This window comes from Streptomyces sp. enrichment culture, from assembly GCF_964272855.1.
Taxonomy (GTDB): Bacteria; Actinomycetota; Actinomycetes; order Streptomycetales; family Streptomycetaceae; genus Streptomyces.
The window spans coordinates 5,781,244-5,795,130 of the sequence record NZ_OZ186847.1 but is presented as its reverse complement, the minus strand read 5'-3'; the positions used below and the strand labels follow the sequence as shown (position 1 = coordinate 5,795,130).

Annotated in this window: 14 protein-coding genes; 7 read left to right on the top strand and 7 right to left on the bottom strand. The window is 72.2% G+C overall.

Going from position 1 to position 13,887, the window contains the following annotated elements:
• Positions 1 to 36: 36 nt before the first annotated feature.
• Genes ACSU6L_RS25525 through ACSU6L_RS25510 form a run of 4 tightly spaced genes read right to left on the bottom strand, consistent with a single transcriptional unit; the run spans position 37 to position 4,158 of the window.
• A complete protein-coding gene (locus tag ACSU6L_RS25525) occupies positions 37 to 963 on the bottom strand; it encodes an arabinan endo-1,5-alpha-L-arabinosidase (protein WP_437065057.1) in 927 nt (308 codons plus the stop codon).
• Between the two features lie 41 nt (positions 964 to 1,004).
• On the bottom strand, positions 1,005 to 1,865 hold the full coding sequence (locus ACSU6L_RS25520) for a carbohydrate ABC transporter permease (RefSeq protein WP_437060379.1): 861 nt from the start codon (positions 1,863 to 1,865) through the stop codon (positions 1,005 to 1,007).
• Entirely contained in the window at positions 1,862 to 2,803 is a 942-nt protein-coding gene (locus ACSU6L_RS25515; protein ID WP_437060377.1) for a carbohydrate ABC transporter permease, read from the bottom strand. The genes ACSU6L_RS25520 and ACSU6L_RS25515 overlap by 4 nt, the downstream gene beginning before the upstream one ends.
• A complete protein-coding gene (locus ACSU6L_RS25510) occupies positions 2,800 to 4,158 on the bottom strand; it encodes an extracellular solute-binding protein (RefSeq protein WP_437060375.1) in 1,359 nt (452 codons plus the stop codon). Before ACSU6L_RS25510 ends, ACSU6L_RS25515 begins: the two co-directional genes overlap by 4 nt.
• A 234-nt stretch (positions 4,159 to 4,392) precedes the next feature.
• Between ACSU6L_RS25510 and ACSU6L_RS25505 the strand changes: the two genes are divergently transcribed.
• The 6 genes from ACSU6L_RS25505 to ACSU6L_RS25480 all read left to right on the top strand — a co-directional run bounded on the left by ACSU6L_RS25505 (position 4,393) and on the right by ACSU6L_RS25480 (position 10,732).
• Positions 4,393 to 5,001, top strand: a complete 609-nt coding sequence (locus ACSU6L_RS25505; RefSeq protein ID WP_437060373.1) for a toxin-antitoxin system, toxin component family protein — start codon at positions 4,393 to 4,395, stop codon at positions 4,999 to 5,001.
• 23 nt (positions 5,002 to 5,024) lie between these two features.
• Positions 5,025 to 6,233: an MAB_1171c family putative transporter gene (locus tag ACSU6L_RS25500; RefSeq protein ID WP_437065056.1), complete on the top strand. Its 1,209-nt coding sequence runs from the start codon at positions 5,025 to 5,027 to the stop codon at positions 6,231 to 6,233.
• Between the two features lie 156 nt (positions 6,234 to 6,389).
• Positions 6,390 to 6,899: a toxin gene (locus ACSU6L_RS25495; RefSeq protein ID WP_437060371.1), complete on the top strand. Its 510-nt coding sequence runs from the start codon at positions 6,390 to 6,392 to the stop codon at positions 6,897 to 6,899.
• Positions 6,896 to 8,116: an MAB_1171c family putative transporter gene (locus tag ACSU6L_RS25490; protein WP_437060369.1), complete on the top strand. Its 1,221-nt coding sequence runs from the start codon at positions 6,896 to 6,898 to the stop codon at positions 8,114 to 8,116. Before ACSU6L_RS25495 ends, ACSU6L_RS25490 begins: the two co-directional genes overlap by 4 nt.
• Complete coding sequence (locus ACSU6L_RS25485; RefSeq protein ID WP_437060367.1) at positions 8,113 to 9,288, top strand: MAB_1171c family putative transporter; 1,176 nt, start codon at positions 8,113 to 8,115, stop codon at positions 9,286 to 9,288. Before ACSU6L_RS25490 ends, ACSU6L_RS25485 begins: the two co-directional genes overlap by 4 nt.
• Positions 9,289 to 9,346: 58 nt before the next feature.
• Positions 9,347 to 10,732 (top strand): FAD-dependent oxidoreductase, encoded by a 1,386-nt coding sequence (locus tag ACSU6L_RS25480; protein WP_437060365.1) that lies wholly within the window; start codon positions 9,347 to 9,349, stop codon positions 10,730 to 10,732.
• Between the two features lie 12 nt (positions 10,733 to 10,744).
• Here ACSU6L_RS25480 and ACSU6L_RS25475 read toward each other — a convergent pair whose 3' ends face one another.
• The 3 genes from ACSU6L_RS25475 to ACSU6L_RS25465 all read right to left on the bottom strand — a co-directional run bounded on the left by ACSU6L_RS25475 (position 10,745) and on the right by ACSU6L_RS25465 (position 13,076).
• Positions 10,745 to 11,590 carry an SMP-30/gluconolactonase/LRE family protein gene (locus ACSU6L_RS25475; RefSeq protein ID WP_437060363.1) on the bottom strand — a complete coding sequence of 282 codons (846 nt, stop codon included), beginning with the start codon at positions 11,588 to 11,590 and terminating at the stop codon, positions 10,745 to 10,747.
• Entirely contained in the window at positions 11,587 to 12,360 is a 774-nt protein-coding gene (locus ACSU6L_RS25470; protein WP_073938736.1) for an IclR family transcriptional regulator, read from the bottom strand. The genes ACSU6L_RS25475 and ACSU6L_RS25470 overlap by 4 nt, the downstream gene beginning before the upstream one ends.
• A gap of 95 nt (positions 12,361 to 12,455) precedes the next feature.
• Positions 12,456 to 13,076, bottom strand: coding sequence for a TetR/AcrR family transcriptional regulator (locus ACSU6L_RS25465; RefSeq protein ID WP_437060361.1), 621 nt, complete (start codon positions 13,074 to 13,076; stop codon positions 12,456 to 12,458).
• A 98-nt stretch (positions 13,077 to 13,174) separates the two neighbouring features.
• Between ACSU6L_RS25465 and ACSU6L_RS25460 the strand changes: the two genes are divergently transcribed.
• Entirely contained in the window at positions 13,175 to 13,861 is a 687-nt protein-coding gene (locus ACSU6L_RS25460) for an LmeA family phospholipid-binding protein (RefSeq protein ID WP_437060359.1), read from the top strand.
• Positions 13,862 to 13,887: the final 26 nt, after the last annotated feature.

Genomic DNA, 13,887 nt, shown 5'->3' with positions numbered 1-13,887 from the left:
GGGTGCGTGGGGGTGTTCGCGCAGTTCCCCGCGCCCCTAAGCGGCGTTCGGCCAGCCGTCCTTCGTCCAGCGGAGCTTGTTCAAGCCCAGCTTTGGCGTGCCTTCGTCCTCCGCGTCGTAGTAGTGGTACGCCAGCCAGTCCTTGCCCTTGTCCCGGAACACCGACTGGCCGCCGGTGCCGATGAACCTGCCGTGGCCCTCCAGGACGAGGTCGCCGCCGCCCTCCAGCATCGGTTTGCCCGTGCTGTCGGTGTACGGGCCGGTGATCTTCGTGGAGCGGCCGACCTTGATCTTGTAGGTGGAGTTCACGCCGGAGCAGCAGGCGTCGTAGGACGCGAAGAGGTAGTAGTGGCGGCCGTGTTTGACGATGTACGGGCCTTCGACGGCGTAGGGGGCGTCGGGGCGGGTCGCCAGGTGGTGGACGGTCGCTCCGGGGAGTGCCTTGCCGGTCTTCGGGTCCAGTTCCACCATGCGGATGCCGGTCCAGTAGGAGCCGAAGGACATCCACAGCCTGCCGTCGGCCCGGATGATCGCGGGGTCGATGGCGTTCCAGGTGTCGGTGCGTTCGGAGGTGAAGACCTTGCCGTGGTCGGTCCAGGTGCCGGGGCGGCCGGAGGCGGAGGTGGCGACGCCGATCGCGGAGTGGTTGCTGCCCCATGAGGAGACGGCGTAGTAGAGCCAGTAGCGGCCGTCGCGGTAGGAGAGGTCGGGGGCCCACGGGTCGGCCTTGTCGTTGTACTCGTACCACCAGGCCGGCGGCTCGGCGAAGGCGTTGCCCGCGTCGTCCCAGTGCCTGCCGTCCGCGGAGAGGCGGGCGCCGATGATGCCGCCGGTGGAGTAGGCGACGTAGCCGCCGGACTTCAGGCGGGACACGGTGGGGTCGTGGATGATCTGCTGGCCGGTGATGGGGCGGGGGTCGGGGTGGGTCTCCGCGGCCTGTGCCGTGTGGGGCAGCAGCGCCATGAGGGTCGCCGTCGCGACGGCGGTGAGGGTTGTGCGCACGGTCACTGTCCCGCCAATCCCGTGTGGGCGACGCCCGCCACGATCTGCCGCTGGAAGAAGACGAAGACGACGATCAGGGGCAGGCCCGCCATCAGGCCGCCGGCCATGAGCTGGGCCCACTGGATGCCGTAGGAGTTCATGACGGTCGCGATGCCGTTCGGCATGGTCATCAGGTCGGGGTTGTTGGTCACCATGTAGGGCCACAGGAAGTTGTTCCACGACGCGATGAAGGTGAAGATGCCGACCGCGGCGAGGGAGGGGCGGGCCAGCGGCACGACGATGGTGAAGAAGACCCGCCAGCGGCCCGCTCCGTCGATGAACGCGGCCTCCTCCAGTTCGCGCGGGACGCCCTGGAAGAACTTGTAGAGGATGTAGACCATCGCGGCGGGCGCGCACTGCGGCAGGATCATGCCCCAGTAGGTGTCGACCATCCCCATCTGCTGGACCGTGGTGAACAGCGGGACGCCGAGGACCGCCGGGGAGACCATCAGGCCCGCCATGACCACGCCGAGCAGCGCGCTCTTGCCGCGGAACTCGGTGCGGGCGAAGCCGTATCCGGCGAGCGCGGAGACGACCAGCACGATGGTGGTCACGCAGACGGAGACGACGAGGGAGTTCACGAACCAGTTGGTGATGTTGCCGGTCTCGAAGATCGCCGACCAGGCCTGGCCCGTCCACTCCTCGGGCAGCCAGTGCGCCGGCACCGCGACCGCCTCGGTCTCCGACTTGAGCGAGGTGAACAGCGCCCAGGCGAGCGGGGAGAGGAACACCGCGGAGACGGCGACGCCGAGGAGGGTGAGGACGATCTGGCTGGGTGTCCAGGCCCTGCGCGGCTTGACGCGGACCTGTGCGGCGGTGCTCATCGGCCGCCCTCCTCACGGTTGCGCAGCAGCCACATCCGCGCGATGGCGACGGCCGCGATGATCACGAAGAAGATGATGGAGACGGCGGAGGCGTAGCCCACGCGGTAGCTGGTGAAGCCCTGTTCGAGGGTGTACTGCACGAAGGTCCTGGTGCTGTTCTCCGGTCCCGGCCCGAAGTCCATCATGACGACGGCCTGGTCGAAGACCTGGAGCGAGGCGAGGATCTGCAGGGCGACGACGAGGCCGGTGATGTTGCGCAGCATCGGCAGGGTGATGCGCACCATGCGGTGCCAGGCGTTGGCACCGTCCAGCTTGGCGGCCTCGTAAAGGTGGTCGGGGATGCCCTGGAGGGCGGCGAGATAGAGCAGGAAGCTGAAGCCGACCGTCCACCACAGGGTGGTGATGACGATGGCGAGCATGGCGTACGACTTGTCGAAGAGCCAGGGCGTCTCGATGCCGAAGACGTGGTTGATCATTCCCGTGCCGGGGTTGAACAGCCACTGCCACAGGTTGCCCGCGACGGTGGACGGCAGCAGGAACGGGGCGAAGAAGCACAGCCGCCACAGCCATTTCCCGCGTTCGATGTGGTGGGCGAGCATCGCGAGGAGGAAGGCGAGGACGGTGATGCAGGGCACGACCAGCAGCGTGAACCAGGCGCTGTGGCCGAGGGCGTCCCACATCAGCGGGTCCCGCAGCGCCTCGCGGTAGTTGTCGAGGCCGACGAAGCTCGCGCCCTCGCCGGAGATGTTGGCGTCCGTGAAGCTGAGCCAGACGCCGCGCAGCAGCGGCCAGATCACGAACAGCGCGAACAGTGCCAGGAACGGGGCGACGAACCAGCCGCCGTGCTGGAGGCCCTGCCTGCGGCGGACGGTGGCGCTCGCCGCGGCGGTCTTCGCGCGGGCCGGTGCGAAGACGGTCTCTGCGCTGGTCGTCGTCATGCGACCGCACCTCCTTGCGCGGCGGTCCGGCCGTCCATGGGGTTCTTCATGGCGAGCAGTTCGGTGAGCGCGCTCTTCATGCGGCTGGCGGCGGCGTCCGGTTTGGCGGAGCCCATGGTCGAGGAGACGACGATCGGGCCGACGCGCTGGGCGAGGATGCCGGTGGAGCCGGCGAACCACACCTTCGGCTCGGTGGCCTGGTGGTCCATCGCGGAGACGTACTCGCTCTGCGGGGTCAGCTTCCGGTAGGCGGCCGTGGACAGGGTGGGCGTGTAGGCGGGGATGTGTCCGCCGGCGGCCCACTGCCGGGCGTGCTTGACGACGTAGGCGGCGAGCCGGTGCGCGGCCTCGTTCTCGGCGCCGCCGCGGCCGGCCTGGTGCGGGAGCACGAAGGCGTGCGACTCGGCGTGGGTGGCCTGTTCGCCGAAGACGGGGGGCAGTGGTGTGGCCCCGTACTCGATCTTCGCGTTGTCGAAGACCGGCACCGACCAGTTGCCCTCCCAGACGAAGGGGGAGCCGTTGAGGAACTGCTCGGCGCCCGCGGCGCCGGCGAAGCTCGGGTTGGCGTATCCGTCGGTGATGTGCCGCCGCAGGAACTCCAGGACCTGCTCGGCCTTGCCGGTGTCGAAGGTGACCTCGGTGCGGGCGTCGTCGAACCAGGTGCCGCCGAGCTGGGTGTAGAAGGCGACGAAGAACCACCACTGGAAGTTCTGGTCGTTGACCCACAGACCGATGGTCTGGAGCCCCTTCTTCGCGGCCTTCCTGGCTTCCTTCAGCACGTCGAACCACTCGTCGGCGGAGGTCGCGGAGACCATCCGCCCGTCGGCGTCGAGCAGGCCGGCCTTGCCCAGTACGTCCTTGCGGTAGAAGCAGAGCTGGACGTGGATGTCGAGCGGGAGGGCGTACAGCTTGCCGTCGATCACGGCGCGCTGCCACAGGGCGGGGTTGAAGTCGCGTTCGTGCACCCCGTACTTGGCGAGCAGGTCGACGTCCCACGGGTCGAGGAGGCGGCCGGGTGAGAAGCCGGTGACCCGCCCGAGGTGCATGACGCCGAGGTCGGGGGCCCGGTTGCCCGCCGCGGCCATGGCCAGCTTGGTGTAGAAGGGGCTGCCCCACTGGAGGGTGGAGTCCTTCACCGCGATGTCCGGGTGCTCCGCGCGGAAGGCGTCCAGCATCGCGATCATGTTGGAGCCGTCGCCGCCGCTGAAGAGGTTCCAGTAGCGCACCCGGGTGCGGGCGCCGGAGGCGAGGGCGTCGGCGCCGGTGCCGAGCGCGGCGAAGCCGAAGCTCCCGGCGACCGTCAGGCCTCCGAGTGTGGCCAGCAATTGTCTGCGGTTCAGGCCAGGTTGTCCCATTCCCTGCCCTTACTGTTCGAGGTTCCGTCGAGACACGTCACACGAAGTTTGAGTACGTCTGTTCGAGATACCGAATGCCGCCCGTAACTTCGAACGGACCGTAAGGTGGGAGCGAGCGCACGTCAATGGGTTGCACACGAACTTCCGAAACAGCGTGGTCCGGCTCAGGACCGGCCGCGTACTCTCGGACCCGTCGCCGGACCGCGGTGAGGCGGCGGCGAGAAGGGAGCACGAGTGGACATCCCGGGCGCGCGGCAGAAGGCGGGCCGGATCGCCGCGGCAGTGCGGCGCGCGCGGACCGGCGCCGCGATGCGCGACCTGGCCGCCGAACTCCACACCGCCCTGCGGGACCGGCCCGCGCCCCCCGCCGACGTACGCGCGGTGTGCCGGGCCGTGTGCGAGGAGATGAGCGCCCGGCGCGACGGGCGGCCCGTGGAGCTGCGCTTCGAACGATTCCCCGACGAGCTCGAAGTCACCGGCCTGTGGGTGGAGTTCCAGGACTTCGACCTCGTCATCGTCGAGGAGCGCGCCGAAGCCCTTCAGCAACTCGTCATCCTCGGTCACGAGTTGTGGCACATGCACGCCGGGCACGGCCACCACCACCTCAGCGGCAGCGCCGCCGCGCACGCCCTGGCCGCCGAGCCCGGCTGGCGCGGCATCGCCCTCACCATCGCCGCCCGCAACGGCTCCCGGGAACGGCAGGAGGCGGAGGCGGACGACTTCGGGCACCGGCTGGCGACCGTGTTCCGGCCCCTGGTGTCCGGCGGGGGCGGCGCCGACGCGCCCCTCGACCCGATGCAGAGATCCCTCGGTTACCGCGGCCGCCGAGGAGCGGTCCGGTGACGGCCCCGGCCGCACCGCTGGCGCTGAGCCCCGTGGAGTTCGTCCACGAGTTCTATCCCACCTTCTGGTGGATCCCCGCCGGGATCCTGGCCGCCGCACTGGCGATCAAGCTGCCCAGCATCATCCGGCTGTGGCGGGACCCGCTGATGCGCGCGGTCGGCGGTCTGCTGCTGCTCGCCTGCGCGGTGTTCGTCTTCGTCGCGCCGTCGACGATCGGCTGGGTCAACCGGGTCACCGGCGTGCCGAACATCTCGGCGCCCTGGGTGTACTCCCTGCTCACCGCGTTCTGCAGCTCCTGTCTGCTGCTGATCATCACCTGGCGCAACGGCCTGTCCGACCGCTCGGCCGACACCCGCCGCGCCATGCGCCGGGTGACCGTCGGCTACGCCGGGGTGATCGTGGCGATCTGGGTGCTGTTCCTCCTCGCGGACGTGCCGGAGGAGCGGTTACGGGACCTGGACACGTACTACGCCAACACGCCGTACGCCCGGGAGATGATCCTGCTCTACCTGCTCGCCCACACCGTGGCCGGGATGATCATCAACGGGCTGATCTGGAACTGGGTCCGCACCGACGGCCTCGACGCCTGGCTGCACGCGGGCCTGAAGTTCCTCGGCGTCGGCTACGCGCTCCAGCTGGTCTTCGACGCCGCCAAGCTGACCGCCGTGGGCGCCCGCTGGGCCGGCCGGAACCTGGACTGGCTGAGCACGGCCGCCGCCCCGCCCATCGCCTGCCTGTCCGCGGTGCTCGTCGCGGTCGGCTTCATCCTGCCGCACGCCGGACAGTACCTGCACGACCGCTGGCGGGTCCGGCTCGCCCACCGCGAACTGCGCCCGCTGTACCAGCTGATGAAGACCGTCAACGGCAGCGGTCTCCCCCGCGTCCTGCGGTCCACCCCCGAACTGCGGCTGATCCGCCGGGAGACCTTCATCCGCGATGTGCTGCTGCCGCTGACCAGGTGCCTGGACGAGGAGCTGCGCGGGCGGTCGTACGCCGCCGCGCTCGCCCTCGGCCACCCGGCGGACCGGGCGAAGGCGCTGGCCGCCGCGGTGACGATCCTGGACGCCGTGGAGAGCCGCGGCCTCGCGCGGGAGCAGTGCGCCGGCGGCCCCTCGGACACCACGGACCTGCTGCGGGAGATCGGGGCCGTGTCCCGGGCGCTGAGGCACGAGGACACCGTCCGCGAGGTACGGGCCCGGGCGACCACTCCCGCGGCGGACGCCCCGGTGTGATTCGGCCATTGTTGTGCGAGCCCCTGACCGTCTTCCTCCATAACACCCGCATTCCTCCCGGCTCGCCTCGCACGCGCGGGCGCCGAAAGGTGGCTCAAGCCAGGCCGGTCTTGGCATGCTGCTGCATCGAACACCCGCGCAGCCACGGGGAGAACCGTGCGTACGAACAGGGAGATGCGTCGCCTCGCCGACGCCCTCGTCGAGCCCATACGCGTGCCGGTTCCCGCGGACCCCGAAGCGGTGTTCCAGGCCGTGGTCGAGTCGGCCATGAGGTGGCGGGGGCGGAAGATCGTGGTCCACCGGGAGGTGTTCCCGCCGCACACCGCCAGCGGGCTCTGGCTGGAGGGCGAGGAGCACGACGACGTCGTCGTCGACAAACGGGCCGCCGTATGGCACCAGATCGTGATCTTCTGCCACGAGGTGTGGCACATGCACCAGCGGCAGACCGCCGACGGGCGGGACGGCCACCGGGCGGCCGCCGCGCGCACCGACTTCACCCTCGCCGACGAGCAGGAGGCCGACCGCTTCGGCATGCTGATGGGCCGTCGGCTGCGCGCCCTGCTCGAAGCCTCGGCGGACTCCGTGTACGCGGACCGGGGCGACGACACCCAGGACCTCGCCGGCCGTATCGGGGCCGCGCTCAACTACCGCGGGACCCGGAGATGAGCGCACTGACCAACTACCTCAGCGCCGGGCTGCTCGCCCTCGGCCTGCTGATGAAGTCGCCGGACCTGCTGCGCCACCGGCACGACCCCTACCTGCGGTCCATCTGCACGGTCCTGGGCCTGGCCGGCCTGTGCTTCCTCCTCGGCGCCCCGCCCACCGTCGGCGCCGTCAACCGGATCAGCGGCGTCCCCAACCTGGCGGCGCCGGTGACCTACGTGACGATCACCGCGTACAGCGCCGCCTCCCAGGTGCTGATCGTCCGCTGGCGCGGCGGGCCGGGGGTGCGGCGCACGACGCGGCGCTGGATCCTCGCGTACGCGTGCGTCGTCACCGGCATCGTGACCATGTTCGTGCTCGGCGAGGCCCCCGTGGAGCGCCGCACCGACCTGGACACCTACTACGCGAGCACGCCGTACATCCGCGAGATGATCCTGCTCTACCTGCTCGGTCATCTCACCGCGGTCAGCGTCACCACGGTCTCGGCGCTGCGCTGGGCCCGCCGGGTGCGCGGCTGGCTGCGGACGGGCCTGGTGACGCTCGGCCTCGGCACCCTGTGCGGCGCCGGGTACAGCGGGACCAAGCTCGTCGCCATGGCCGCCCGCTGGAGCGGCCGGGACTGGTCCGCGCTCGACCGGACCGTCTCACCGGCGGCGGCCGGGCTGGGCGCGCTCGTGACGGTCGCCGGCATCCTGCTCCCGCTCGCCGGACCCCGGCTGACCGAATGGCGCCGGGCCCGGCTCGCCTACGCCCGTCTCGAACCCCTGGAGCGCGAACTGGACGACATCCTCGCCCGCCGTGCCCTGCGCCTGCCGCGCCCGCGCTGGGCCTCCCCCACCACCCGGCTGGTGTGGCGCCAGACCAGCATCCACAACGCCCTCGGCTACCTGGACGCGTACGTCGACCGGGAGCTGTACGAGGAGACCCTGCGCACCGCGCTGCGCGCCACGGGCGACCCGGAGCGGGCCGCCGCCATGGCGTGGGCGACGGTCATCGCGGCGGCGGTGCGGGACGCGGCGGACGCGGCGGACGTGACGGACGCGACCCACCCGGCGGACCCGGCGGGCGTCCGGTACCCCGGCCCGTCCGGACGTCTCCCCGACCGGGCGCCCGAACCGGCCGCCCTCGGGGACATCGCCGACGCCCTGGTCACCGCCCCGCTCGGCCTCCACGCCGACCCGCCGCTGCCGGCCAACGCCGCCCGGAGCCACCCCGCATGAGCCTTGTCGTCTATCTGGCGGGCGGTGCGCTCGCCCTGGCCGCCGTCGTGCTGTTCCGCCGGCCGCGCACCCCGGCGCGCAACCCGCTGACCGTGTCCACCTGCGTGGCCATCCTGCTCGGCGCGATCGTGTTCTGCTGCTCCGCGCCGATGACCCTGGCCGCCGTCAACGACCTCACCGGCGTCCCGAACTTCGGCGCCCCGCTGACCTACGGCATGCTCTCGGCCTACAGCTGCTCCCTGCTGATCCTGCTGGTCAACTGGCGGGGCGGGGCCCGGGAACGGGTGCGGCGGCTGATCCGGCGCAGCATCGCCGCCTACGGCGCCCTCGTCGTGGCCATCGTCGTGCTGTTCACCCTCGCGGACGCGCGCACCGAGCGGCTGACCGACCTCGACACCTACTACGCGAACACGCCGTACATGCGCGAGATGATCGTGCTGTACCTGCTCGGACACACCGCCGCCATGGTGGCGATGTGCCTCGTGTGCCTGAAGTGGGGGCGCGAGGTCACCGGGCTGCTGCGGACCGGACTGCGGCTGATCCTCACCGGGGCGCTGCTGGACCTGCTGGGCTTCCAGCTCGCCAAGTACACGGCGGTCGTCGCGCGTTGGACGGGTCACGACCTCGACTTCCTCTCCACCAGCGTCGCCCCGCCGATGGCCTCGCTCGGCGGCCTGGTCTGCTCCGCCGGGTTCGTGCTCCCGCGGCTGCTGCCCGCGGCCGTGGCGCACTGGCACGGGCTGCGGGACTACTGGCGGCTGGGGCCGCTGTGGAACCGGGTCGAGTTCGTCTCGACGGCCCCGAAGCCGCCCGCGTCCTGGTGGCAGCTGCCGCTGGAGCGGCTGCACTGGCGGGAGGTGGCCATCCACGACGCGCTGCTCGCCCTCGCCCCGTACTTCGACGACCGGGTGCGGCAGACGGCCCTGTCGGCCGCCCTGGGCGACGGCCGCCCGGCGCACGAGGCGCGGGTCGCCGCGGAGGCGGCCATGCTCGACGCCGCCGCCCACCGGGCCGCCGCCCGCGAGGAGCCGCTGCCCACGCCGAGCACCTACCGGCTGCACGCCACGGAGGTCTCCGGGTCGGGCGGGCTGGTCGAGTTGGCGCGGGCGCTCGGCGGAACTCCCGCCGCGGACACGGTGAGTGAAGGTACGGTGAGAGCCTTCCCTGACTGAATGTGTTCGGTCATGTGCCGTCACGGCCGAGCCTTCACGGCCGAGTGCGAGGAGCCACATGTCGCGTAGAGCTGTCGTCGTCGGTGCCGGCCTGGCCGGCATGCTGGCCGCGGCCACGTTGTCCACCGTCGTGGACGAGGTGATCGTCTGGGACCGGGACGACCTTCCCGACGGACCGGAGCACCGCAAGGGGCTGCCGCAGGGCCGCCACGCGCACCTGCTCATGGCCGGCGGCCTCGCCGCGATGGAGGACCTGGTGCCGGGCGTGAGCATGCGGGAGCACCTGCTCGCCGCGGGCGCCCGGGAGATCTCGCTCGCCTCGGGCATGGTGTCCCTGACCTCCGAGGGCTGGTTCCGGCGCTGGCGCAGCCCCGGGCCGCGGATGCTGACGTGCAGCCGGGCCCTGCTGGACTGGGCGGTACGGGACGCGGTGCTGGCGAACACCGGGGTGAAGCTCCGCAAGGGGCAGGTCCTCGAAGTGGCCGGAAACGCACGGCGGGTCGAGGGGGTGCGGGTGTCGACGCCGAGCGGCGACGAGGACATCGACGCCGACTTCGTGGTCGACGCGAGCGGCCGCGGTTCACGCGTGGACAAGTGGCTGGCGGCGATCGGCGTCACCGACGTCCGCGAGCAGACCGTCGACGCCGGACTGGTCAACGCGACGCGGATCTACCGCACACCCGAGGGGGCCGAGGACTTCCCCCTCACCATCGTGCACGCCGACCCCTACCAGGGCCGGCCGGGCCGCAGCGGGATGGTCCTGCCCATCGAGGGCGGCCGCTGGATGGCGAGCCTCGCCGGCACCCGGGGCGGCGGTGAACCGCCGTCCGACCCGGACGCGTTCCTCCGGTACGCGCTGGACCTGCCGCACCCCATAGTGGGGCGGCTCATCGCCGGTGCCGAACCGCTCACCGACGTGCACGTCAGCCGCAGCACCAGCAACCACCGGCGCTACCTGGAGAAGACCCGCCAGTGGCCCGAGCGGTTCGTCGTCCTCGGCGACGCGCTGGCCACCTTCAACCCCGCCTACGGCCAGGGCATGTCCGTGGCGGCGCTCGGCGCGCGGGTCCTGAGCCGGGAACTGGGCCGCGCCGGGCTCACGGGGCCCGGCCTCGCCCGGCGGGTGCAGCGCGGGGCCGCCGGGGCCGTCCACGCCGCCTGGACCATGGCGGTCGGCCAGGACGTCTGGTATCCCGGGACGCGCGGCGGTGCGCCGGGGCTCGCGGACCGTCTGGTGACGCGGTACTCGCGCCGGATGATGCGCGCGACGACCGGCTCGTACAGCGCGGCGACCGCGGTGTGGGACCTCACCAGCATGACGGCGGGACCGGGACGGCTGCTGCGGCCCTCCGCGGTCCTCGCGGCGACGGTCGGCCCGGTCAAACGCCCGCTGGCGGGACCGCCGTTGACCGCGGCGGAGCTGAAGGTGGCGGGGCTGTCGTAGGGGCGCCCCCGGCTACCCCTCGAACGCCGGCTGCGGCAGGCCCTGGCCGGCCCCCGGGATCACCAGCAGCGACCCCGACAGCGGGTGCGGTGCCGTGAGGCCCACGCGCGCCGTCGTTATGTACAGGTCCGTCAGGCCGGGGCCGCCGAAGGCGCAGGCCGTGACCCTGGGGGTGGGGAGGGGGAGCACCCGGTCCAGGTCGCCGGCCGGCGTGTAGCGGCGGATCGCCCCGCCGTCCCACAGGGCCACCCACACGCAGCCGTCGGTGTCGACGGTGAGGCCGTCGGGGAAGCCCGCGCCCTCCTCGATCTCCGCCAGGGGGCGGCGGTTGCCGATCCGGGGGCCGTCGACGTCGAACACGTCGACGCGGCGGGTCGGCGAGTCGACGTAGTACATGCGGCGGCCGTCCGGGCTCCAGCCCGTGCCGTTGCTCACCGCCACGTCGTCGAGCACGACGTCCACGGTGCCGTCGGCGCTCACCCGGGACAGCGTGCCGCCGCCCGGCGCCTCGTCGTAGCGCATCGTGCCCGCCCACAGCGCCCCGTCGGGGGCGACGGCGGCGTCGTTGGCGCGGCGGCCGGGGACGGGCTCGTGGTGCAGCCAGCGGAAGGCGCCGTCGGGGTCGAGGAGGCCGACGCCGTCGCGGAGGTTGAGGACCAGTCCGCCGTTCGCCCGCGGCTTCACCGCGCCGACGTGCTGCTGCGTCGTACGGATCGTGCGGCGGCCGGTCGACGGCTCGTAGGTGTGGACGCGGGAGCCCAGGATGTCGAGCCACAGCAGGCGGCCCCGGGCCGCGTCCCAGGTGGGGCCCTCGCCCAGGGCCGCCTCGGCGCGGACCGCGGCCTCGTACGCCGTCATGCCGCACCCCGGTGGCCGAGCCGCTCGGACAGGTCGGCGGCGCCCTTGGCGGCGAGCTGCTCCAGTTCGGCGCGGCGCTCGTCGCTCCAGCGGATCATCGGCACCGAGATGGACAGCGCGGCCACGACCCGGCCGGTGCGGTCGTGGACGGGCGCGGCCACACAGCTGACGTCCGGGTTGGACTCGCGGCTCTCCACGGCGATGCCGCGGCGGCGGATTTCGGCCAGAGCCTCGCGCAGCGCCGCCGGTTCGGTGATGCTGTTCGGCGTCATCGCGACCAATTCCGCACTGTCGGGGACGCGGGCCGCGAGTTCCTGCTCGGGGAGGGAGGCCAGCAGCATCTTGCCGACAGAGGTGCAGTGGGCGGGCAGGCGGCGGCCGGCCGCCGAGACCATGCGCACCGCGTGGGTGGAGTCGACCTTGGCGATGTAGATGACGTCGGTGCCTTCGAGGATGGCGACGTGCACGGTCTCGTCGCAGGTCTCGGCGACGGTCCGGGCGACCTGCTGGCCCTCGGCGGCGAGGTCGAGCTGTTCGGCGTAGCGGCTGCCGAGCTGGTACGGGCGTACGCCGAGCCGGTAGCGTCCGGGCTGGCCGGGCACCGCGGTGATGTACTGCCGGGCGGCGAGCGTGGTGACCAGCTCGTGGACGGTGGTGCGGGGCAGCTGGAGCTTGCGGACGATGTCGGGCGCGGACAGTGTGCCGTCCCCGTCGAGGAAGAGCTCCAGGATGTCGAGAGCCCGGGTCACGGCAGGTACGAGGCGTCCCACGACCGGCCCCCTCCCTGTGTTCGAAATTTCAACTGACGGTCGGAATAGCGAACACAGGCTACTCATGGACTCTTCGGCGGGGCAATGGTCCTGCGTCAGCCGTCCCGCAGGTACGCGAACGCCTCCTGGAGCAGGCCGTGGGCGGCGGCCGGGCCGCGCCGCTCCTCCGGGAGCGCGGTGTACGCGAACAGCGCCGAGCGCAGCGCGCCGACGGCCGCACGGGCGAGCACGGCGGCGCGCAGCCGGCCGGCCGTCCTCGGGTCCTGCGCGGTCAGCCGCTCCAGCAGGGCTTCCGCGAGGCCGGTCTCGAACTTGCTCAGAACGGGCAGGAACTGCCGCACCTGCCGGCCGGGGAAGCGCTGCGGCGGCCCGCTGAACATCAGGCCGACACCGCCGCCGGCGGCGAGTTCCAGAGCCGCGCCGAGGACGGCGGCGTACGGGTCCTCGTCCGCGGGGCGGGCGACGACCTTGGCCCGGACCACCGGGATCAGGTCGAGGATCTCGTCGAGGACCAAGTCCTCCTTGGAGGGGAAGTAGCGGAAGAAGGTCCGCTCGGTGACCCCGGCCGCGGCCGCGATGTCCCGGACGGTCGTCCCGGCGTACCCGCGCTCCTCGAACATGCGGTGGGCGGCCTCCTGAAGGGCCTTCCGGGTCGCCGCCTTGTGCGCCTCACGCCGGCCCTGCGGCTCGGCGGCGGGGGTGTCGAGGGTTGCCATGCGGGGAGTATCGCAGGCCTGAAACCGACGGTAAAGAATCTGTCAGTCATGACACTTTGGCTATGCTGTCAGTCATGACACTTTTACGGAGGGGGCGCGTGTCCCGCAGAGCGCGCCTCGTCGCCCTCGCGGCGATCGGCGCGGTGCTGGTCACCGGCGGTGTCGCGGAGGCGGTGGCCCGCCACTACGCCGCGGACCGGTTCGCCGACCGGATGGAGAAGCGGCTGCACACCGGGCTCGACGTCGGCTTCGGCTCCACCCCGGTGACACTGCAGCTGGCGCGCGGCACCTTCCCGCGCGTGGAGGTCTCCGGCGAGGGCGCCACCTTCCGCCGGTTCAGCGGGGTCGACCTGCACGCCGAGCTGGCCGACGTCGTCCGTACCGGCGAAGGCCTGTCGGTGCGGGACAGCCGGGTCAGCGCCGAGCTGGCCGGCGAGGCCCTCGCGAACGCGGTGAGCACCATGACCGGCGGCGCTCTCGGCCAGGCGACCGTGACCCCGGACCCCGACGCGCAGGAACTGGTGGTGCACGCGGGGCCCGCCGGGCGGATCGCCATCGGTTTCCGGCCGGTGCTGGAGGACGACGGCATCCGCTTCGAGCGCACCACCGTGCGGATCGGCGAACGGGTCGTCCCCGACGCCCTCGCCGGGCAACTTCTCGGGGACACCCCGCAGGAACTCGACCTGGCCGAGCTGCCGCTCGAACTGGCGCCGGAGCGCGTCACGGTCACCCCCGACGGGCTCCGGCTGGAGCTGGCGGGAGGCCGCACCACCGTGAAGGCCTGACCGACCGCATCCGAGCAACCCCCCAC

Bases quoted from the DNA above. Each gene is read 5' to 3' on its own strand.
- ACSU6L_RS25490 (WP_437060369.1), top strand. From the start codon at position 6,896: ATGAGCGCACTGACCAACTACCTCAGCGCCGGGCTGCTCGCCCTCGGC.
- ACSU6L_RS25480 (WP_437060365.1), top strand. From the start codon at position 9,347: ATGTCGCGTAGAGCTGTCGTCGTCGGTGCCGGCCTGGCCGGCATGCTG.
- ACSU6L_RS25475 (WP_437060363.1), bottom strand. From the start codon at position 11,590: ATGACGGCGTACGAGGCCGCGGTCCGCGCCGAGGCGGCCCTGGGCGAG.
- ACSU6L_RS25485 (WP_437060367.1), top strand. From the start codon at position 8,113: ATGAGCCTTGTCGTCTATCTGGCGGGCGGTGCGCTCGCCCTGGCCGCC.
- ACSU6L_RS25515 (WP_437060377.1), bottom strand. From the start codon at position 2,803: ATGACGACGACCAGCGCAGAGACCGTCTTCGCACCGGCCCGCGCGAAG.
- ACSU6L_RS25510 (WP_437060375.1), bottom strand. From the start codon at position 4,158: ATGGGACAACCTGGCCTGAACCGCAGACAATTGCTGGCCACACTCGGA.
- ACSU6L_RS25465 (WP_437060361.1), bottom strand. From the start codon at position 13,076: ATGGCAACCCTCGACACCCCCGCCGCCGAGCCGCAGGGCCGGCGTGAG.
- ACSU6L_RS25520 (WP_437060379.1), bottom strand. From the start codon at position 1,865: ATGAGCACCGCCGCACAGGTCCGCGTCAAGCCGCGCAGGGCCTGGACA.
- ACSU6L_RS25525 (WP_437065057.1), bottom strand. From the start codon at position 963: ATGGCGCTGCTGCCCCACACGGCACAGGCCGCGGAGACCCACCCCGAC.